Genomic DNA, 20792 nt, shown 5'->3' with positions numbered 1-20792 from the left:
CTTGGACAATCCGACACGGCGAGATTTTCTGATGAAGACCACGGCGCTTGCGGGCGCGGCGGTTCTTGGCGGCACCGGCGGCGCGCTCGGTCAGGGCGCTGCGCCATTCGATCTGGTGATCCGCGGCGGCGAGGTGATCGACCCGAGCCAGAAGCTGCGCGGCGTGCGCGATGTCGGCATCCGTCTCGGACAGATCGCGGCGATTGAGCCGTCTATCGCTCCGGCACAGGCCAAGCACACCATCGACGCCAAGGGCAAGCTGGTCACGCCGGGCCTCGTCGATCTGCACACGCACATTTATCCTTATGGCTCCGCCATCGGCATTCCGCCGGACGAACTGGTGCCGTATTCCGGCACGACCACGTACGTCAGCGCGGGCGACGCAGGCGCGAACAATTTCGCCGGCTTCAAGCGGCTGGTGGCGGCTCAGTCGCGCAGCCGCTTGTTCGCCTTCGTTCACATCTCGACCATCGGTCTCGCCGGCTTCCCGATCGGCGAATTGCTGAACATCGACTACGCCAATGTCGATGCCGCCGCGCGCACCATCGCGGAAAATCCCGACATCGTGCTCGGCGCCAAGGTGCGCGAGACGCTGGCCTTTGTCGGTAACAACGGTATCGAGCCGCTCAAGCGCGCCATCCTCGCGGTGGAGCGCTCCGGCACCAAGGGCCGCGTGATGTGCCATATCGGCAATGCGCCCGGCGATCTCTCGGTGCTGGTGGATACGCTACGTCCCGGCGACATTCTCACTCATCCCTACTCCAGCCTCGGCAACAACACGGTGCAGAACGGCAAGGTGCTGCCCGCGCTGCTCGAGGCGAAGAAGCGCGGTGTCATCATCGATGTCGGCCACGGCGCGGGAAGTTTCAACTACGACATTGCCGAGGCGGCGATCCAGCAGGGCCTGCTGCCCGACACGATTTCCAGCGACGTGCATGTCGCCGCCGCCAACACGCCGAGCAAGCCTTACCTGCCCTGGGTGCTGAGCAAATTCCTCGCGCTCGGATTCTCGCTCGAAGACGTGATCACCGCTGCAACGAACAGGCCGGCCGCCATCATCGATCGCGTGCCGAAGCTCGGCACCTTGCAGGTCGGCGCGCCCGCCGATATCTCGATCCTGGAATTGATCGAAGGCCCGGTCGAACTGCTCGACACCTCGAACAAGCCGCGGACCGGAAAAGCCTATCTCCAGGCGGTGCAGACCGTGCGCGGCGGTGTCCCCTTCGGCCGGCCCTATACGCTGCCGTTCTCGGCGAACTGACGGCTCACATATCGCAGATGGACGTGACAGACCCGACTCTGACCGCCAGGGCCGGGTTTTTCCGTTTGGCCCGCGCCCGGTCCCCGCGGACATTTAAGCCGCTGTGTTCAGATGAATTTTAAGGATTTGTGTCACGACACGGTCGTCCGGCCCACTCCCCGACGCCTTGCCAGCGGGACACGGCTGGGGTTTTATGGCGCGGGGCTTATTACGGGATTTTCGACATGAGCATCATCCGATCTCTCGGTCTGGCGACATTGGTCTGCTTGGGCCTGCTGGGCGGCGCGACCCATGCCTCCGCGCAGGGTCGCGAGATGAACATCGGGGATCAGCCGGGCTACATTCCCGACGACGAAGAGATCTCGCCGGAATACAAGCGCACCGCGGTGTTCTACCGGACCACCGAACCGCCGGGCACTATCGTGATCAGCACCTCCGAACGTTTCCTCTACCTGATCCAGGGAGGCGGCCGCGCGCTGCGCTACGGCATCGGCGTCGGCCGCGAAGGTTTCCAGTGGCAGGGGCTGCAGAAGATTTCCCGCAAGCAGGAATGGCCGGACTGGACTCCGCCGCCGGAAATGATTGCGCGCCAGCCTTATCTGCCGCGCTTCATGGCGGGCGGCCCAGGCAACCCGATGGGCGCGCGCGCGCTGTATCTTGGCGGCACCGTGTACCGCATTCACGGCACCAACCAACCGCAGACCATCGGCAGCGCCGTGTCGTCCGGATGTTTCCGTCTGGTCAACGCCGACGTGACCGATCTTTACGAGCGCGTTCCGGTTGGCACCAAGGTCATCATCCGGCAGCGGCCCGAAATCTGATCTCGGACGGCGCTTCCTTTTCCTTTTGCACGCATTCGTCACCAGCGAGAATCATTCATGGCTCTTTTTCCGCGCACCTTCGCCTCCGGTCTCACGCTCGGCGTCATCATTGCGGTCGCCGTCGCGGCAGGCGCGATCGCTTATGAGCGATATGACACGCGGACCCTGAAGCGCACGGTGAAACGCGATGCCGTGCTGTGCGGCGTCAACACCGGCCTGCCCGGTTTCTCGATGCCCGACGACAAGGGCAACTGGTCCGGCTTCGACGTGGACGTTTGCCGTGCCGTAGCCGCCGCGATCTTCAACGACCCGAACAAGGTGAAGTACGTCCCGCTCGATGCCAACGAGCGCTTCAGGGAATTGCGCAACCGCAAGGTCGATATCCTGTCGCGCAACTCGACATGGAGCATGTCGCGTGAAACCGAATACGGCTTGAACTTCGCCGCCGTCGCCTATTACGACGGCGAAGGCTTCATGGTGCGCCAGTCGCGCAACATCTCCTCCGGCCTTGAACTCGACGGCAGCAAGGTCTGCGTTCAATCCAACACCACGACGCAGCTTAATCTCGCGGACTACTTCCGCGCCAACAATATCAAGTATCAGGAACTGAACTTCCCGAAGCTCGATGACGTTCTCAAGGCCTATGACAGCGGCGAGTGCGACGTGCTGACCACCGATGTCTCACAGCTCTATGCGCTGCGCCTGCGGCTGACCAAGCCCGGCGAACACACCATCCTGCCGGACGTGATTTCGAAGGAGCCGCTGGCCCCGGTGGTGCGGCAGCGCGACGACGAATGGCTGCTGATCGTGAAGTGGACGATCTACGCCATGATCAACGCGGAAGAACTCGGCGTCACCTCGAAGAACATCGACGAGGCGCTGAAGTCGAAGAAGCCCGACGTCATGCGCCTGGTCGGCACCGAGGGCGCCTATGGCGAGGAAATGGATCTGACGAAGGATTGGGCAGCGCGCATCATCCGCCACGTCGGCAACTACGCCGAAGTCTACGACCGCAACGTGGGCGAAGGCTCCAAGCTGAAGATTCCGCGCGGACTCAATCAGCTCTGGAGCGCCGGCGGCATCCAGTACGCGCCGCCGATCAGATAAGTTTTCGCCCTCTCCGACAAGGTGAGAGGAAAGCATTCAATATCCCTTCAGCTCCGCCAGTTGCTCGGCGTGGAAGGCGCTGTCGCCGAACAGTTCCTGGCATACCCGTGCGCGCTTCATGAAAAAGCCGATGTCGAACGCGTCGGTCATGCCGACGCCGCCGTGCATCTGCACCGCTTCCTGAACCGCCAGCGTCGCGACCGATCCCGCCTTCGCCTTCGCCACGGCGACCGCCGCTCCCGCATTGTCGAAATCCGTGTCGAGCACCTGCAACGCCTTCAGCGTGGCAGCCTTCGCGATCTCGATCTCGGTATAGAGATGCGCGGCGCGATGCTGCAGCCCCTGGAATTCGCCGATCAATTTGCCGAACTGCTTGCGCTCCTTGAGGTAGGTCACCGTGCGGGTGAAGGCCTCATCGCTCAATCCCACCATTTCCGCCGCCACCGCAGCACGGCCGACATTGAGGACGCCATCCAGCAATGCGCCGCCCTGATCGACTTCGCCGAGCACGCTGTCCGCCGTCACTTCCACATCGTTGAACACAATGCGCGCGGCGTTATGCGCATCGACCATCGCGGTGCGTTCGATGGCGATGCCCTTGCTCCCGGGATTAACCAGAAACAGCGTCAGCCCGTCGCGCTCGCCGGGCTTGCCTGCGCTGCGGGCCGCGACGATCAGCAGGTCCGAGACGTGACCATCAACGACGAGGGCCTTGGCACCGTTGAGCCTGAAGCCGTTGCCGGAGCGGACGGCCTGCATCGCCGTCTTGTTAGGGCGGTGCTTGGCACCCTCGTCCACCGCGAGCGAGGCGATGAGGTCGCCCTTGGCGAGCCTAGTGAGGTATTCCGATTTCTGCGCGGCGCTGCCGCCGCGTGACAGCGCGGTCGCAGCCACCACGCCAGTCGACAGAAACGGCGAGGGCATCAGCGTGCGGCCGATTTCCTCCATCACCACGCCGGCCTCGACAGCGCCCAGTCCGCTGCCGCCGAATTCTTCCGGTACCAAGAGGCCGGCGAAACCCATCTCGGCAAACGTCTTCCAGAGATCGCGCGAGAAGCCATCGGCGTCCTTGGTGTCGCGCAGCTTGCGCAGATGCGCCACCGGAGCCTTGTCGCTGATGAGGCCGCGCGCGCTGTCGCGCAGCATAGTTTGTTCTTCGTTGAGGACGAGGGCCATAAGTGTTCCAATAATTCCAGATGAATTTCAGTTGTTGCTCGCCGTCATTGCGGAGAGCGAAGCGACGAAGCAATCCAATCCTTATTTCCGAACCAAGAGTGGATTGCTTCGCTGCGCTCGCAATGACGTTGTTATAGCGCGCCTTTACGCCCCCGGCAGATCGAGAATCCGCTTGGCGACGATCCCGAGCATGACCTCGCTGGTGCCGCCCTCGATCGAATTGGCCTTGGTGCGGAGCCATGTCCGCGCGGCGAGCCCCTCGCGCGAGCGCGGGCTTTCCCACTCCAGCGCATCGATGCCGCCGGACGACATCAGGATTTCGTGGCGGCGCTTGTTCAACTCGGTGCCGTAATATTTCAGCGCCGACGAATAGGCTGGATGACCTTGCCCCGCTTTCGCCAGATCCACCGCGCGCTCGGCGGCGCAGGCCATCGCCGCTTCATCGATATCGAAGGCCGCGATCTGCCCGCGCAGCATCGGATCGTCAAGCCGCCCCTGCTCGTCGGTGCCGACGGAATTCGCCGCCACCTGACCGAGTGGACGCGCGCCGCGGCGCTCGCCGACTTCGCTGATCATCGAGCGTTCGTGCTGCAACAGATACTTCGCAACGTCCCAGCCCCGATTGACGGTGCCGACCACATGAGAGCGTGGCACGCGGACATTGTCGAAAAAGGTTTCGCAGAACGGCGACTTGCCGGAGATCAGTAGGATCGGCTTGGTCGAGACGCCTTTCGACGCCATGTCGAACAGAATGAAGCTGATGCCGTCATGCTTCTTGGCGCTGAAATCGGTGCGCACCAGGCAGAAGATCCAGTCGGCGAAATTCGCCATCGAGGTCCAGATTTTCTGGCCGTTGATGATGTAATCGTCGCCGTCGATGTCGGCGCGGGTCTGCAGCGAGGCAAGATCGGAGCCAGCGTTGGGCTCGGAATAGCCCTGGCACCAGCGGATCAGACCCGCGGCAATCTTAGGCAGATGCTCGCGCTTCTGTGCGTCGGTGCCGTACTTCAATAGCGCCGGTCCCAGCATCCAGATGCCGAAGCTCGACAGCGGCAGCCGCGCCGAGATCGCCGACATTTCCTGACGCAGGATTTTCGTCTCTTCCAGATCGAGACCGCCGCCGCCGTATTCCTTCGGCCAGTCGGGCACGGTCCAGCCCTTGTCACGCATGCGCTCGAACCAGACCCGCTGCGCTTCCGATGAGAACGTGGTGTTGCGGCCGCCCCAGAACACATCGGCGTCGCTGACCACCGGCTTGCGCATCTCGGGCGGACAATTGGCTTCCAGCCAGGCGCGCGTCTCGGCGCGGAATTTCTCGGGATCGGCCATAGGGTTGTTCCTCGCTCTGGGGGCCGCGGCGTATCGCGCACGCGCAGCCTTGTTCATTTTCTGGGCCGGACTGTACTGCCCGCTTGGCGGATTTCAATATCTCCCGCGCGCGCAGCTTGCGCGATATGGTAGCCATGCATACCGGCCCGCGCCGCAACGATGAGAAAAGCAGAGGAAACCCATGCGCCTGAGAGAGCTTTCGCCTGGCGAAATGAGCGACGACCAGAAAGGCATCTACGCGGAATCCGTCGCAGGCAAGCGTGGCACCGTGGTGCCGCCGCTGCGCGCCTGGATTCACGCGCCGGACATGGCACGGCACGCCAGCCGGCTCGGCGCGTTCCTGCGCTATGACACCACGCTCGGGCCGCGGTTGTCGGAACTGGCAATCCTCGTCACCGCGCGGCACTGGAGCGCGCAGTTTGAATGGTACGCGCACAAGAAGATGGCGCTCGCCGCCGGACTCGATCCGAACATCATCGACGCCATCAATCATCGTCACGTACCCGACTTCAACGACGAGAAGGCACAGGTGGTCTACGAGTTCAGCGAGTCGCTGCACGAAAATCACACCGTGCCGAAGCTGCTTTACGACAAGGCCATCGAACTGCTCGGCGAGACCGGCACCGTCGAACTGGTCGGATTGCTCGGCTACTATTCGCTGGTGTCGATGACACTCAATACATTCGAGATGGGACTGCCTGAAGGTGAAGTCTCCGACCTTGTGCCGTGAACGGTGCATCCATACATCGGTACGGACACCCGCAATGTGCCGATATCATTGGAGAAACCAGGTATGGCCGGAGAAACCATCAGAGCCGCGTCATCGCCGTTCAGACCGATTGCCGCAGGTACCCGTATCGGCCATGTTCATCTGAAGGTGGCCGATCTCGACCGCGCGCTCGGCTTTTATCAGGACGTGCTCGGCTTCGAACTGATGCAACGCTACGGCGACCAGGCCGCGTTCATTTCGGCGGGCGGCTATCATCACCACATCGGCCTCAACACCTGGGAAAGCAAAGGCGGCCAACCGCCTGCTCCCGGCACCACCGGCCTGTTTCACACCGCTATCCTTTATCCAACACGGGCGGCGCTGGCCGACGCGCTGCATCGCGTGCTGGAAGCCGGTATCACGCTCGACGGCGCGAGCGATCACGGCGTCAGCGAAGCGCTGTATCTGCGCGATCCGGACCAGAACGGCGTCGAGCTTTATCGCGACCGGCCTGAAGTCGAATGGCCGCGCCATCCCGACGGCACGCTGGCGATGTTCACGCACCGGCTTGATGTCGAAGCACTGCTGCGCGAGCGGCAGGTTTAACTCGTCATTGCAAGACGCACTGGCGATGACGCAATACAGCTTGCCCTTGTTGCTTCGCTTCGCCCGCAATGAGGGCTACATTTGCGGCGCCTTCGCCCGCACCAGCACGATCGCGGCGGCAAGCAGTTCGAGCGCGGCGCAGACATAGAACGGCACGCTGTAGCCTCCGGATGCATCCCGCAACAGGCCAATGATCCCCGGACCGAACGCATAGGTGAACTGGCAAATCGCACTCACCAGACCGACGATTACCGCGAACGCTGCCGCATTGAACTCGCGCTGCACGATCAGCGACGGCAGCGTAATGACATTTCCGACGGAAAACCCGAAGACCACACATGCCGCGAACAGCACGGCTTCATTGTGAATGTTGATGATGACGACCAGCGCGGCGGCCTGACTGATCGCCGAGATGCTGGACGCAGTCCGCTGATTGAGCCGGTCCGCGACAAGCCCGAACAGCACACGCCCGATCACCGCCATGATCGTCATGACCGACACGGCGATGCTGGCCCGATCCCTTCCGATCATCGGATCGAGATAGGAGATCAGATGAACGATGAATCCGACCTGCGCCAGCAGCAGCAGCGCGAACGGTACAGTCACCGTCCAGAATGACAGGCTGGCGAAAGCCGCACGGCGAATCTCGGTGATCGACTGCGCGACCGGCGGCGGCGCAAGGCCTGAAGCCGCCACCGGATGAGCGCGCCGCGGTGGGCGGCCAACCCAGATCAGGATCGCCGGAATCGCCAGCGCAATCATGACCGCCCCGGCGCCGATGGTGGTCGCGGGAAAGCCGAATCTGCCGGCGGCCCCCACCAGCAGCGGCACGCCGATGATGCCGCCGCAACTTGCGCCGTTGAGCGCGAGGCTGATCGCCATGCCGCGCTTTCTGTCGAACCACAGTCCCAACGTGCTGTTGATCGCGGCGATGCTGGTTCCGGCCCAGCCGAACGCAAGCAGCGCATAAACGACGTAGAGCTGAAGCAACGACGTCACTTGCCCGACCAGCGCGGTGCCGGCCGCCATGCAGAGAATGCCGGCGATGAGAAGACGCCGCGGGCCGAGCGCGCGGATCGCCTCGCTGACGAACACGACCAGAACAGCGCTGAACAGATAATAGCAGGTGGTTGCGGTCGAGATCAGCGACGCCGGCCAGCCGTGCAGGCGTTGCAGTTCGGCAAGATAAACGCCTTGACCATAGAAACCTCCCGCCCACGCGCAGGTCGCGATCAGAAAGCATACCCCGACGACGGGCCAGCCTTCATAGCGGATCGAGGTTTCGTCGATGGCTTTCTCATCCGCGGCGGGTTCCGCGTGAGGCGCATTCATGGTCCGGCGTTTCCTTCACGGCGCTTGCGCGCTCTTTCCTGCCGATTCCATAGGCAGGCACGCCATCTGTCAGGACGCGGATTGCGGCGTCAAGCGAGACGTCGTCACCCAACGTATGACGGTTCGTCATGCGCGGGGTGCGGTGAACGGATCGTTCGGAAAAAGTGCCCGGCGAAGAATGAGACTCGCGGCATCATGCCCCGGGACACAGGTCGGACAGCGGACTACTTGTACAGGTACCCGACCGGCTGGCCTTCGGTGCGCAGAGGACGAACGTCCTTCCGCGTGATGATTTGACCGGCGAGGCCGTCAATCTCGTCGCGCTGCGTCGGCGTCCACTTGCGAAGGTTATCCATGCCCTTCAGAAGGCCGAGCCGGAGGACCTGGGTATTTTCGCCCACACCGACGAGTTCGATCGTGTTCTTGCTCGCGGTCACCACATCGCCGGTCGCAAGTTCAAAGATCTTCCCCGCGCTGTCCTTGAATTCGGCGGTGCCGCGAATGACGCGGTAGATAACAACCTCGCCTTTCGCGAAAGAGCTGGCGTCTGCTGCCGCCGAGGTGCTCTTCGGCAACAGCGACTGGCCCCGCGGGTCGGTTGCGATGATGTGACCGGTGACGAGATGACCGCTCGGAACTTCGATTCCGATATCGCGCACATAAACCGGCGCGGCTGACTTGATGGGACTATCGGTCAACGGCTTGAAGAGCGCATCCAGCGCCAGCGGATCCTGAAGCCAGAAGCCTGCATCGGCCGGGCGATCGTGCAAGGGATGGGTCCAGGCAATCCGCGGCGTTTCAGCCTCGTTGATCTGATCCGGACCGACAATCGTCGGGTTCGGGAAGGTCGTCGGATCGGTAATGAAGGCTTCGAGAAACTTTCCGGAGTAGCCCATGGACATCGCGTCCGGCACCACCGTCTGCGGCGTCTTGAGATTCTCTTCGGTCGACAATCCTGACCATGTGTAAAACAACTGGCGATGCACGATCGCGCTTTGCAGCATCACCGCGCCGGGACCGACGTAGTAGAGCCGGCCATCGTAGTCGAAGGTGAACATACCGGACGTGACCAGCACGAGTTGGAAGCCGCCCGGCGGCAGATGAAGATGAAAATCGGTGGGGCCTGTATCCTCGCGGTAGATCGGCAGATTTGTCGCAACCTCGTGGAGGAGAAAGGCTTCGTTATTCGCATGGAAGCCTTTGTTGGCGCGATTGTAGAGCGCCTGTGGTCGATAAGTCGCCTCGTATTTCGCATCCTGGTAGCGATCAATGGCCACGAAATTCTGAGCGTTCAGGCGGATGGGGTCACCATTCGGGCGCGTGAGCCCCGTGGATTTTGAATCGACCGCAGCATGTACGTTCATGGCATCCTCCGATCCAGGCGGGGCAATCGGCCCAATCGCTTCTGCAACGCATCATGCGAATTCCACGCCAGCGCAGGCATCGAACGCGGACTTCATGTGACGAAGTTTTACGCAGGGAAAGATGTAGCTGAAACCGTGGAGGATTCGGCCATGCGGCGAGCCGTCCGACGGCGCTCTGCCATCCTCTCCCCGGCATGCCGCCCTTGGCATCCCGGCGAAGCCTGATTTCAGGCAAGTACGGACCACCGCAATCGGCCCAGCGATCAGGCAGTTGCGTGCGGCCGTTGCCTAATATTCGACCTCAAGCTCCTCGATCTCGGCCGGCTCCAGCCGCGCGGCGTCGACCCATTCCTGCATTTCGGGAAGGCTCATGATCCGCTTTGCATAGCTCGCCAAGGCCGGGCCGAGTTGCACGTCATAGGTCATGAAGCGCGTCACCACCGGCGCGTACATCGCATCCGCCATCGTGCGATGCCCGAACAGGAACGGCCCGCCGGATTTTTCCAGACAGTCGCTCCAGATCGCGCAGATCCGGTCGATGTCGGCCTGCGCCCGCGACCAGACCTTGAAGCCGGGAAAATGTCCCTTGATGTTGACCGGCAGCGACGCACGCAGCGTCGTGAAGCCGGAGTGAATCTCGCCGCAGATCGAGCGGCAATGGGCCCGCGGAATGCGCTCGGAAGGCAATAAACCCGCGTCCGGCAGCAAGTCGTTGAGGTATTCGCCGATGGCCAGCGTGTCCCACACCGTTGCTCCGTCGTGGCGCAGACAGGGCACCAGAATCGACGACGACAGCAGCAGGATTTCCGCGCGCGCCGAGGCGTCGTCCGCTGCGGTAACGATTTCGTCGAACTCAAGTCCCGAGAACTTGGTCAGCAGCCAGCCGCGCAGCGACCATGACGAGTAATTCTTGCTGCTGATGGTCAAAGTGGCCTTGGCCATGGTCCCGCTCCCTACGCCTGCACATCAAAGAGGCGGACCGGCTACCCGCGCGGTCGCGCCGAGCCTGCCTGTTGTTTAAGCGCCTGCTCTTTTTACACACAGCAAACGACATGCCAATTTCCAAGGCCGGTTGACGGCGCTCTGGCTTCAAGTTTGCATGGGGTAAACGGGAGACCGCCTGGATGTCGCCGATGATGTATCAGACCTATCAGAACACCATGGACTTCACGGCGCCGTGGCGCAGTGGGGCGTCCTCGGCGCTGGCCTACCTCAAGATGCTGCCCGATGGCTGGTCGGACAAGGTGTTCGGCCGCGTCGCTGCGGCGCTCGAATTGGTGTCGCGCAGTTCGCTGACCTACAAGCGCCCCCCCTACGACATCAAGCCCGTCGCGGTCGGCAACCGCGAATGGCCCGTGGTCGAGGAAGTTCCGTTCGCGACGCCATTCGGTTCGCTGCTGCATTTCAAGAAGGAAGGCGCGCCGGATCAGCCGAAAGTCCTGCTGGTCGCGCCGATGTCCGGGCACTTCGCGACGCTGTTGCGCGGCACCGTGCAGACGCTGTTGCAGGACCACGACGTCTACATCACCGACTGGCATAACCCGCGCGACATTCCGGTCAACCAGGGCAAGTTCGGTCTGGACGAATACACCGAACACCTCATCACCTTCATGGATCAGCTCGGGCCGAAGTCACACATGATCGCGGTATGCCAGCCGTCGGTGTCGGCGCTGGCTGCCTGCGCCATTATGTCGGAGGACAATCATCGCGCACGGCCGGCAAGCCTCACTTTGATGGCGGGGCCGATCGATACGCGCATTCAGCCGACCAAGGTCAACGAATTCGCTACATCGAAGCCGCTGAAATGGTTCGAGGACAATCTGATCAACTATGTGCCGGTGCAGTGCAAAGGCGCGTTCCGCAAGGTCTATCCCGGCTTCATTCAGGTGACCGCGTTCGTCTCGATGAATCTCGAACGCCACGTCAAGTCGCACAAGGATTTGCTTGAGCATCTGGCGAAAGGCGAAGTGGAAAAAGCCGACACCATCAAGACATTCTACGATGAATATTTCGCGGTGATGGATCTGCCGGCGGAGTTCTACATCGACACCATCCGCGACGTGTTTCAGGAGCATCTGCTGCCGCAGGGCAAACTGACTTACAAGGGCCGCACCGTGAATCCGGGCTCGATTAAAAAGATGGGCCTGATGACGGTGGAAGGCGAGAAGGACGACATCTGCTCGATCGGACAGACCCTTGCCGCGCAGGACCTCTGCACTGGCGTGCGCGCCTATCGCAAGGTGCATCACATGCAGGCCGGCGTCGGCCACTATGGCGTATTCAGCGGCCGCAAATGGAATAACGAGATCTATCCGCTGCTGCGGGATTTCATCCACGTCAATTCCTGACGGCCCCCGCCGGAGTCGTGCAACACGTTACTCCGCCAGCGCCTTCATCTCGGCATAGAGATCGGATTTGCCCTCGAAGCCGATACCCGGCAGATCCGGCATGGTAATATGGCCGTTCTCGACGCGTACGCCGTCAGGGAATCCGCCATAGGGCTGGAACAGGTCCGGATAGCTTTCATTGCCGCCGAGGCCGAGACCCGCCGCGATGTTCAGCGACATCTGGTGCCCGCCATGCGGGATGCAGCGCGACGGCGACCAGCCGTGAGTTTTCAGAACATCGAGCGTGCGCCGATATTCGCACAGCCCGTAGGACAGTGCGCAGTCGAACTGCAGCCAGTCGCGATCCGGCCGCATGCCGCCGTAACGAATAAGATTGCGCGCGTCCTGATGACTGAACAGGTTTTCGCCGGTGGCCATTGGCCCGGAATAGAATTCCGCGAGCGCCGCCTGCAACGCAAAATCAAGCGGATCGCCGACTTCCTCGTACCAGAACAGCGGATAGTCGCGCAGCATCTTGGCGTAGGCGATGCCGGTTTCCAGATCGAAGCGTCCGTTGGCGTCCACCGCAAGCTGAGCCTGAGTACCGATCTCCTTCAGCACGGCCTCGATGCGCTCCTGATCTTCTGCGATCGTCGCGCCGCCGATCTTCATCTTCACGACGTTGTAGCCGCGGTCGAGATAGCCGCGCATCTCGCCGCGCAGCGCCGACAGATCCTTGCCGGGATAATAGTAGCCGCCCGCTGCGTAGACGAACACGCGGGGATCGGCGGTGCGGTTATGGCGCTCCGCCAGCAGGCGAAACAGCGGCTTGCCTGCGATCTTCGCCACCGCATCCCAAATCGCCATGTCGATGGTACCGACCGCAACAGAGCGTTCGCCGTGACCGCCGGGCTTCTCATTCGACATCAGCGCGGCCCACGCCTTGTCGGGATCGATGTTGTCACCGGTCGCATCCAGCAGCGTCTTCGGATCGGCCTCCAGCAGCCGCGGCGCGAAGCGTTCGCGGATCAGGCCGCCCTGTCCGTAACGGCCGTTGGAATTGAAGCCGTAGCCGACCACGCGCTTGCCGTCGCGCACCACGTCGGTGACCACCGCGACGAGGCTGGTCGTCATCTTCGTGAAGTCGATATAGGCGTTGCGAATCGGGGACGAGATCGGCTTGGTGACCTCGCGGACGTCGACGATGCGGACGGACATGACGGACGGGATTCTCCGTTGAACGAAGCGCCCCTTTAGCAGAAAATCGCTGCCGAAGTTACACAGCCATGCGCCGGAGCCATGCTTATTCGCGTTAGCGGGGGTCCTGATACTTCAGCCCGGCGGCATGATTTCCCTGGCGATGTTCCGCCGGTTCCAGCGCGCGCGCTGCTGATAGATGGTGCCCCGCGCCGCAGGTGCCCGGCATTTATCGCCGAGATCCTTGTCGGCGACGACACTCCACGCCGCCTTGGCGTCATCCACCGTGCATTTCAGCATCAGCGATTTCTCCACGCAAACGAACGCGCCGTCGCTGTAGGACTTGCTGCTGTATGTGCAGGTGGGAGACGCGGCCCGGTTCGGCTGCACTGCAGATGTCTGAGGCGTCGGCGTTTGCGCAACCGCCGATGCGGTCATCGCCAGCGAGACAACCAGCGGCGCCAGCAGAGACGGCAGGGGCAAACGGATCATCTCAATCTCCTGAACGCACAAGGCCGGCAGCTGAGCCGAACGACGGGAGAATAGTATCAGCGCTTTGCACAGAAGATCAAAGCAGCAGAACGCACAAAAAATCCGGCCCGGCGGATCAGCGCCGGGCCGGATCTGTGTCGTCGCTTACTTCGTCAGCGGACAGCCCGACTCCTTGGCGGTCGGGAACGCCTTGTCACCCGGCACCACTGCGAGCTGCTTGTAGTAGTCCCAGGGCTTCTTCGATTCCGACGGCTTCTTGACCTCGAACAGATAGAGATCGTGCACCATGCGGCCGTTTTCGAGAACCTTGCCGCCCTGCGCGAAATCGTCATCGACAGGAAGCTCCTTCAGCTTCTTCGCCACCGCTTCGGTGTCCTTGGTGCCCGCGGCCTTGACGGCCTTGAGATAGGACAGGGTTGCCGAATAGGTGCCGGCCTGAATCATGTTGGGCATCCGGCCGGTGCGCTTGAAGAATTTTTCACCGAAGTTGCGCGACCTGTCATCGCGATCCCAGTAATAGCCTTCGGTCAGCACAAGGCCCTGCGCTGCTTGCAATCCGAGGCCGTGGACTTCCGCCAGCGTCAGCAGAAGACCGGCGAGCTTCTGGCCGCCGGCAACGATGCCGAATTCCGCCGCCTGTTTGATCGAGTTGGTGGTGTCCAGACCGGCATTGGCGAGACCGATGACCTTCGCCTTTGAGCTTTGCGCCTGCAGCAGGAACGACGAGAAGTCCGAGGTGTTCAGCGGAATGCGGACCGCGCCCAGCACCTTGCCTCCCTGTTGCGTGACGAAGTCGCCGGTGTCCTTTTCGAGCGCATGGCCGAAGGCATAATCGGCCGTCATGAAGAACCAGGAATCCCCGCCGGCCTTGACCAGCGCGCCGCCAGTGCCGTAGGCCAGCGCGCGGGTGTCATAGGCCCAGTGGAAGCCGTAGGGCTGGCAGGCATCGCCGCTCAAGCGTGAGGTTGCCGCGCCGACAACGATGTCGATCTTCTTCATCTGCTTGGACAGGTCGTGGATCGCGAGCGCGACCGAAGACGTGGTCAGCTCGGTGATCATGTCGACGCCTTCGACCTCATACCAGCGGCGTGCAATGCTGACGCCGAGGTCTGGCTTGTTCTGATGGTCGGCGGAGACCACTTCGATTTTCTGGCCAAGCACCGTGCCGCCGAAATCCTCGACCGCCATCTTGGCTGCCTCGAACGACCACTTGCCGCCGTAGTCGGCATAGACGCCGGACTGATCGTTGAGAATGCCGATCTTCACGCCTTGCGCCGCAGCCGGCAGCGCCGTCGTCAGGCCGAAGGCCGCGACAGCGGCTGCCAGAAATTTCGATGTCATGTACTGCTCCCAGTTATTTTTGTTGAGACGCCTTTATAGCGGCATCCCACAGCAGCAGGGCATTGAACTTTCGCATCGGCAATGTGCGGCCCGCGCAAAAATTTTTGCGGCGCACAAGGAATATTCGAACCGACGCGTTTCTAGCGGTTTGGCCTGTACCGGTCCGCGGACAGCTTCCGGAACCGCACACCCTTGCCGTCAGCCAGACGCGTCGCCTCATAGCCGCCGTCGCGGATCGCGTCGCGCTGCGGCCGGGCGTTTTCAGGATTGCGCTCCTTCTCCCACCACGACGCCCGCTGCGACGCACGCGGCAGCGCGAAGCCAAGCAGGTCCTCGATCTGATCGAAGCTCAGGACAAGTTCAGGCAGGGTCTGGCGCGCGAGATAGTCGCGAAGCGGATCATAGTCGCCCAATCCGGCGCTCCGTTGTGTTGAAGGTCACTCTGTGAGCCACTAGTGCCCGAATCCGAAGTTCGCCTCGTTTCGCGGCACGTTCCATGGCGAACTTCGGATTCAAAAGGGCACTAGAAACCTATAATTCTAGTGTGGTTTTGGTTCGCAAGTCCGCAAATGGACCGGATGAGAAAATGTTGCGGACTTGCGAACCACCATACTAGGTACGTCGCATCGCTCCTCTTGAACAGGGCCTTTCGTGAACCTCTTTGTTTTCGGCCTCGGCTTCAGCGGCAAAACCTTCGCCGACCGGCGGATCGCGGGCGGCGATCATGTCAGCGGGACCGTGCGGTCACGCGACAAGGCGCAGGTCCTGTCCACCGCAGGGATCGCGGCGCGTGTGTTCGGCCCGGACGGAGGCGACAGCGCCATCGAAGCCGATCTTGCGGCTGCGGATGCACTGCTGATCTCGGTGCCGCCCGGAGCTTGCGGCGATCCTGTTCTGAAAACCTACGCCCCCCAGATCGCCGCTGCGCCAAAGCTGCGCTGGATCGGCTATCTCTCCACAATCGGCGTTTATGGCGATCATGGCGGCGCATGGATCGATGAGCAGACTCCGGCAACGCCGACCAACGCGCGCTCCATCGAGCGGGCCGCCGCAGAGCAGGCCTGGCTGGCCTTCGGCGCGGCGAACGATATCCCGGTCCATGTTTTCCGGCTGGCGGGAATCTACGGTCCCGGCCAGAGCCAGCTCGTGCAACTGGCGCGCGGAACAGCGAAGCGGATCATCAAGCCCGGTCAGGTATTCAATCGCATCCATGTGGAGGACATCGCACGCGTGCTCGATGCCTCGCTCGAACGGCCGCGCGCCGGCGCGATCTACAACGTCACCGACAACGAGCCCGCGCCGCCACAGGACGTGGTGGCATTCGCGGCATCTGTGTGCGGCGTCGCACCACCGCCGGAAATCAGCCTCGACGATGCCGGTCTGACCGAGATGGGACGCTCATTCTACGCCGAAAGCAAACGCGTGCGGAACGATCTGTTGCGCAATGAGCTTGGCGTCACGCTGGCCTATCCAACTTATCGCGAAGGCCTGACCGCGCTGCGCACAGCAGACGAAGGCCCGCGCTAGAATTTCCTCGATTCGAACTGTGCCAGTGATATCGATCACGCGGCGCGGAGGATTGGGGTGAGGAGCGCCTGCTTTTCCCATTGAAACAGTTGCCCCTCACCCGGTTCGCCATAGCGCGCCGCGGGCGCACATACGCGTTTCTGGCGATCTGTCCTCTTCGCACCGGAGATACCCGCGCGGCAATCTGACGCGCACGAAGCCTTGATTGCGCGGCACGCCAAAGATATATCTGCATCAAGTGCATATTTGCAATAGATACATAAACGCAACAGATGCACATTTTACCGTCGCCCGTCTGGGCAAAGGCTGAGCTTGTGTCATGACCGGAGCCCGCGATGACAAATGCAACCACGAATGAATGCGCCGATATATTTCGATTCTTCTGGTCGTGGACCAGCGACCCGATGCGGGTCGCGGCCATCGCGCCATCGAGCGAATCGCTCGCCCGCGTCATCACCCGCGAGATCGGCCCTTCCGACGGCCCGGTGATCGAGCTTGGCGCGGGCACGGGCGTGTTCACCCGGGCGCTATTGGCGCAGGGTGTGCGCGAACAAGACCTGACGCTGATCGAATACGGCTCTGACTTCATGCGTGTGTTGCAGCTTCGCTTCCCGCAGGCGCGCGTACTGTGGATGGATGCGTCGCAACTCGCGCAGTACAAATTGTTTCCGGAAGCAACCGTGGGCGCGGTGGTGAGCGGCCTTCCGCTGCTGTCGATGTCGCCGCGCAAGATCATGTCGATCCTCAACGGCGCATTCAGCTATCTGCGCCCCACGGGCGCGTTCTACCAGTTCACCTATGGGCCGCGATGTCCGGTGCCGCGGCCGATTCTCGACCGGCTTGGATTGAAAGCCACCCGCGTCGGCGGAACCGTCCGCAATCTTCCGCCCGCCGCGGTCTATCGCATCACCCGGCGGCAGCCCCTCGGTGCGCGCCGTACATCGGATCCATCATTCGCCGAACCATCATGAGGGCGGCCGCAACGCAAAAGCCCTTGCCTCGACCTGCCGCGAATGATGTATCTGAGCCGGACATCTCCGGCAGCTGAGACACATGCGCGGTTCGAAGAACGAAACCAGGAAACCTGCGGAAGGGCTGCGCGAGCGCAAGCGCCGACAGACCCGTGAGCGCATCGCGCAAGCCGCGATGACGCTGTTTCTCGAACAGGGCTTCGACGCCACCACGATCGACCAGATCGCCGACGCAGCGGACGTGTCGAAGCGGGGATTCTTCGACTATTTCCCGGCCAAGGAAGATGTCGTCGCCGCTTGGCAGGACGAATTCGCCGACTCACTGCTGGAGGAGGTGGCATCACGCCCGACGAAAGAGCCGATGGCCAAGACCGTCGAGGAAGCGCTCATCTCCACCATCGTCGCGGCGGTCAATCCGCAAACGCTGGCCCTCGGCAAGCTCATCAAGAATACACCGGCGCTGCGCGCACGCGATCATCTGAAATACGCCAAGCTCGAACAGAAGCTGGTGGAGGCTCTGACCGCCCGCGCCAAGGGAAAAGCCGATCAACTGCGGATCCGGCTTCTCGCCATGAGCGCCATCGGCGCATTGCGTGTGGCCGGACAGACTTGGGATCTGGATCAGTTCCTCAACAAGCCGCCGGCGCATATCCGCAAGATCGCCAAGACCTTGTGGTCCACATTGGGCGAACTGGGCGCCGAGGGCAAAGGCAAATAGGGCGTCGTTTGCACGACCGTCATTGCGAGCGAAGCAAAGCAACCCATAATCAAAGCTGGATTGCTTCGTCGCTGCGCTCCTCGCAATGACGGCTTGACCCTTACGCCGCCTTGTTCGCTTTCGCGGCGCGGATCGCTTCCCAGATCTTCACCGGGGTCAGCGGCGTTTGCAGCGATGTGATGCCGAGTTCACTCAACGCATCCATCACGCCATTGACGATACAGGGCGGCCCCCCAATGGCGCCGGACTCGCCGCAGCCCTTTGCGCCCAGCGGATTGGTCACGCACGGTGCGGAATCGTCCAGCGTCACCTCGATGTTTTGCGGCATGTCGCTGGCGCGCGGGATGCAATAGTCTTGATAACTCGCGGTCAGCAATTGCCCAGACGCGTCATAGACCACGCCTTCATACAGCGCCTGCCCGATGCCCTGCGCTACACCGCCATGCACCTGACCCGTGACCAGCATCGGATTGATGGCAACACCGACATCATCCACCGTGGTGTAGCGCACTACACGGGTCACGCCGGTGTCCGGATCGATCTCCAGTTCGCAGATGTGGGTGCCGTTCGGCCAGGTCGGTCCATCGACATCGCCCTGGCTGTCGACAGTGAGCCGGGCATCCTTCTCGTCCTTCGCCAGATCGAACAGGCTGACACGGCGGTCGGTGCCGACCACGGTCAGGACACCGTCGCCATATTCGATGTCGCCCACCGAAGCCTCCAGCACGTGCGAAGCCTTCTCGCGCGCCTTCTGGATCAGATCACCCGCCGATACAACCGCTGCGGTGCCGCCGACGAACAGCGAGCGCGAGCCTACGCTGCCGCCGCCCGTGGCCTTGTCGGTATCGCCCTGAATGACGTCGATGCGATCGACAGGAATGCCGAGCGCGGCTGCGACCATTTGCGAATAGCTGGTCTGAAGTCCCTGCCCCATCGCCTGCGTGCCCGATTGCAGTACCACGCGGCCCTCGGCCGTGGCATGCAGCGTCACCTTCTCGGTGTGCACGCGGCCGCCGGTCCATTCGATGTAGCTGGTGAGGCCGCGGCCGTAGAGCAGACCCTTTTTTCTGGCGGCCTTCTTGCGCGCGGCGAAGCCGTCCCAGTCCGCCAGTTTCGAGGCACGATCAAGCATGTGCGCGAAGGCACCGCTGTCATAAACCTGACCGACCGCGTTGGTGTAGGGAATCTGCGCCGGCTTGATGTAGTTGACCTTGCGGATCTGGCGAGGGTCCATGCCGATTTGCCGCGCAGCGGCATCCATCAGCCGCTCGACGATGAAGACCGCCTCCGGCCGTCCGGCACCGCGATAGGGTCCGGTCGGCGCGGTGTGGGTCATCACCGCCTTGATGTCGAAGTGAACCAGCGGAAGATCGTAGACGCCGGTGGCCACGAACGGCCCGAGCACCAGTGGAATGATCACGCCCGCGCCGGTGAGATAAGCACCGACGCCGCCCAGCGACCGCACGCGGAAAGCGAGCACGCGGCCTTTCTCGTCGAGCGCGAACTCGCCGGTGGAAGTGAGGTCGCGGCCATGGGAGCCGCCGACGAAGTCATCGATGCGATCACCGCGCCAGCGCACCGTCCGCTTCAGTTTCGTCGCGGCATAGGCGACGAGACCGTCTTCCGGATAGAGATTGACCTTATGGCCAAAGCCGCCGCCGATGTCGCCGACCAGCACATGCACGCTGTCCTTGGGACGCTTCAGCACGACATCCGCGAGAATGTCGCGTGTCGCAGTCGGCGTCTGGGTCTGGACATGAAGTGTGAGGCGGCCGGTCTTTTTATCGACTTCCGCCATGGTGCTGCGCGGCTCCATGGCGGAGGGCACCAGCCGCTGGCTGGCAAGATCGAGCGAGACCACGTGCCTTGCCTGGGCGAAGGCGGCCTCGGTTGCCGCTGCGTCGCCGTAGCTCATGGCGGCAGCGATATTGTCGGGCGCATCGGGCCAGACCGCCGGCGCGCCGGGGGCAAGCGCATCAACCGGACTGATGACTGCAGGCAGGATGTCGTAGTCGATGGCGATGGCTTCGGCCGCGGTCTGCGCATCAGCGCGCGACGACGCGAGCACCGCGGCGACCGGCTCGCCTGCAAAGCGAACGACGTCATGCGCCAGCAATCGCCGCGGCGGCGCAGCCATCGGCGAGCCATCGGGCCGCTTGAAGATCGGCAGGGTGGGGATGGTGCCGATGTCGTCGGCGACCAGATCGGCCCCGGTGTAGACCGCCGCGACGCCCGGTACGGCCAATGCCGCGCTGGTGTCGATGGCCTTGATTTTCGCATGTGCGTGGGGCGAACGCAGCACGTAGAGCCACAACATACCATCCAGCGGCTTGTCGTCGGTGAAATGTCCCTGCCCAGTGAGCAGCCGCTGATCCTCAAGACGCTTGACGGACTGGCCCGCGCCGAAGCGCAGGTTGGAGGGCAGAATGTTCATCGATGTTCCTTCAAACCAGATTGGACGGAGCGAAATCGCCGGGCAGGCGGAATTCCGGTCCCGATGCGGGTTCCCGCATA

General features: G+C 62.5%; 19 protein-coding genes. 9 read left to right on the top strand and 10 right to left on the bottom strand.

The annotated features are described in order from the left end of the window. The first annotated feature begins 1 nt into the window (after window position 1). From LVY71_RS20100 to LVY71_RS20090, 3 genes are all read left to right on the top strand, one after another. Window positions 2–1261, top strand: coding sequence for an amidohydrolase/deacetylase family metallohydrolase (locus LVY71_RS20100; RefSeq protein ID WP_235101676.1), 1260 nt, complete (start codon window positions 2–4; stop codon window positions 1259–1261). 224 nt (window positions 1262–1485) lie between these two features. Continuing rightward, on the top strand, window positions 1486–2082 hold the full coding sequence (locus LVY71_RS20095; RefSeq protein ID WP_235101675.1) for a L,D-transpeptidase: 597 nt from the start codon (window positions 1486–1488) through the stop codon (window positions 2080–2082). Between the two features lie 57 nt (window positions 2083–2139). After that, window positions 2140–3189 carry an amino acid ABC transporter substrate-binding protein gene (locus LVY71_RS20090; protein WP_235101674.1) on the top strand — a complete coding sequence of 350 codons (1050 nt, stop codon included), beginning with the start codon at window positions 2140–2142 and terminating at the stop codon, window positions 3187–3189. A gap of 36 nt (window positions 3190–3225) precedes the next feature. Here LVY71_RS20090 and LVY71_RS20085 read toward each other — a convergent pair whose 3' ends face one another. Together LVY71_RS20085 and LVY71_RS20080 are read right to left on the bottom strand one after the other, a co-directional pair. Beyond that, on the bottom strand, window positions 3226–4365 hold the full coding sequence (locus LVY71_RS20085; protein ID WP_235101673.1) for an acyl-CoA dehydrogenase family protein: 1140 nt from the start codon (window positions 4363–4365) through the stop codon (window positions 3226–3228). A 144-nt stretch (window positions 4366–4509) separates the two neighbouring features. Further along, the gene (locus tag LVY71_RS20080; RefSeq protein ID WP_235101672.1) at window positions 4510–5694 is read right to left on the bottom strand and encodes an acyl-CoA dehydrogenase family protein; all 1185 of its coding nucleotides are present in this window, start codon (window positions 5692–5694) and stop codon (window positions 4510–4512) included. 181 nt (window positions 5695–5875) lie between these two features. On the opposite strand from LVY71_RS20080, the gene LVY71_RS20075 reads away from it, so the two are divergent. Then, the gene (locus LVY71_RS20075; protein ID WP_235101671.1) at window positions 5876–6424 is read left to right on the top strand and encodes a carboxymuconolactone decarboxylase family protein; all 549 of its coding nucleotides are present in this window, start codon (window positions 5876–5878) and stop codon (window positions 6422–6424) included. Window positions 6425–6487: 63 nt separating this feature from the next. Continuing rightward, a complete protein-coding gene (locus LVY71_RS20070; RefSeq protein ID WP_235101669.1) occupies window positions 6488–7009 on the top strand; it encodes a VOC family protein in 522 nt (173 codons plus the stop codon). A gap of 75 nt (window positions 7010–7084) precedes the next feature. Here LVY71_RS20070 and LVY71_RS20065 read toward each other — a convergent pair whose 3' ends face one another. The 3 genes from LVY71_RS20065 to LVY71_RS20055 form a co-directional block, all read right to left on the bottom strand. Further along, the gene (locus LVY71_RS20065) at window positions 7085–8341 is read right to left on the bottom strand and encodes an MFS transporter (protein WP_235101668.1); all 1257 of its coding nucleotides are present in this window, start codon (window positions 8339–8341) and stop codon (window positions 7085–7087) included. 224 nt (window positions 8342–8565) lie between these two features. Continuing rightward, a complete protein-coding gene (locus LVY71_RS20060) occupies window positions 8566–9705 on the bottom strand; it encodes a hypothetical protein (protein WP_235101667.1) in 1140 nt (379 codons plus the stop codon). 288 nt (window positions 9706–9993) lie between these two features. After that, a complete protein-coding gene (locus LVY71_RS20055) occupies window positions 9994–10647 on the bottom strand; it encodes a glutathione S-transferase family protein (RefSeq protein WP_235101666.1) in 654 nt (217 codons plus the stop codon). Window positions 10648–10829: 182 nt separating this feature from the next. On the opposite strand from LVY71_RS20055, the gene LVY71_RS20050 reads away from it, so the two are divergent. Further along, a complete protein-coding gene (locus tag LVY71_RS20050) occupies window positions 10830–12053 on the top strand; it encodes a polyhydroxyalkanoate depolymerase (protein WP_235101665.1) in 1224 nt (407 codons plus the stop codon). A 27-nt stretch (window positions 12054–12080) separates the two neighbouring features. Here LVY71_RS20050 and LVY71_RS20045 read toward each other — a convergent pair whose 3' ends face one another. The 4 genes from LVY71_RS20045 to LVY71_RS20030 form a co-directional block, all read right to left on the bottom strand. Next, entirely contained in the window at window positions 12081–13250 is a 1170-nt protein-coding gene (locus LVY71_RS20045) for a mandelate racemase/muconate lactonizing enzyme family protein (RefSeq protein ID WP_235101664.1), read from the bottom strand. 114 nt (window positions 13251–13364) lie between these two features. Further along, window positions 13365–13721, bottom strand: coding sequence for a DUF1496 domain-containing protein (locus LVY71_RS20040; protein WP_235101663.1), 357 nt, complete (start codon window positions 13719–13721; stop codon window positions 13365–13367). Window positions 13722–13865: 144 nt separating this feature from the next. After that, window positions 13866–15062 carry an ABC transporter substrate-binding protein gene (locus LVY71_RS20035; protein WP_235101662.1) on the bottom strand — a complete coding sequence of 399 codons (1197 nt, stop codon included), beginning with the start codon at window positions 15060–15062 and terminating at the stop codon, window positions 13866–13868. A 140-nt stretch (window positions 15063–15202) separates the two neighbouring features. Next, window positions 15203–15475: a DUF7662 domain-containing protein gene (locus LVY71_RS20030; protein ID WP_235101661.1), complete on the bottom strand. Its 273-nt coding sequence runs from the start codon at window positions 15473–15475 to the stop codon at window positions 15203–15205. 238 nt (window positions 15476–15713) lie between these two features. Between LVY71_RS20030 and LVY71_RS20025 the strand changes: the two genes are divergently transcribed. The 3 genes from LVY71_RS20025 to LVY71_RS20015 all read left to right on the top strand — a co-directional run bounded on the left by LVY71_RS20025 (window position 15714) and on the right by LVY71_RS20015 (window position 18278). Beyond that, complete coding sequence (locus LVY71_RS20025) at window positions 15714–16589, top strand: SDR family oxidoreductase (protein ID WP_235101659.1); 876 nt, start codon at window positions 15714–15716, stop codon at window positions 16587–16589. A gap of 335 nt (window positions 16590–16924) precedes the next feature. Beyond that, the gene (locus tag LVY71_RS20020) at window positions 16925–17560 is read left to right on the top strand and encodes a class I SAM-dependent methyltransferase (protein WP_235101658.1); all 636 of its coding nucleotides are present in this window, start codon (window positions 16925–16927) and stop codon (window positions 17558–17560) included. An 82-nt stretch (window positions 17561–17642) separates the two neighbouring features. Beyond that, window positions 17643–18278, top strand: a complete 636-nt coding sequence (locus tag LVY71_RS20015; protein ID WP_235101657.1) for a TetR family transcriptional regulator — start codon at window positions 17643–17645, stop codon at window positions 18276–18278. Between the two features lie 100 nt (window positions 18279–18378). Here the strand turns inward: LVY71_RS20015 and LVY71_RS20010 are convergent, their stop codons facing one another. Continuing rightward, on the bottom strand, window positions 18379–20712 hold the full coding sequence (locus LVY71_RS20010) for a xanthine dehydrogenase family protein molybdopterin-binding subunit (RefSeq protein WP_235101656.1): 2334 nt from the start codon (window positions 20710–20712) through the stop codon (window positions 18379–18381). Between the last annotated feature and the right edge of the window lie 80 nt (window positions 20713–20792).

The organism is Bradyrhizobium sp. G127 (genome assembly GCF_021502575.1).
GTDB lineage: Bacteria > Pseudomonadota > Alphaproteobacteria > Rhizobiales > Xanthobacteraceae > Afipia.
Note: the sequence above shows the minus strand (reverse complement) of the source record. Positions and strands in the feature narration are given on the sequence as shown.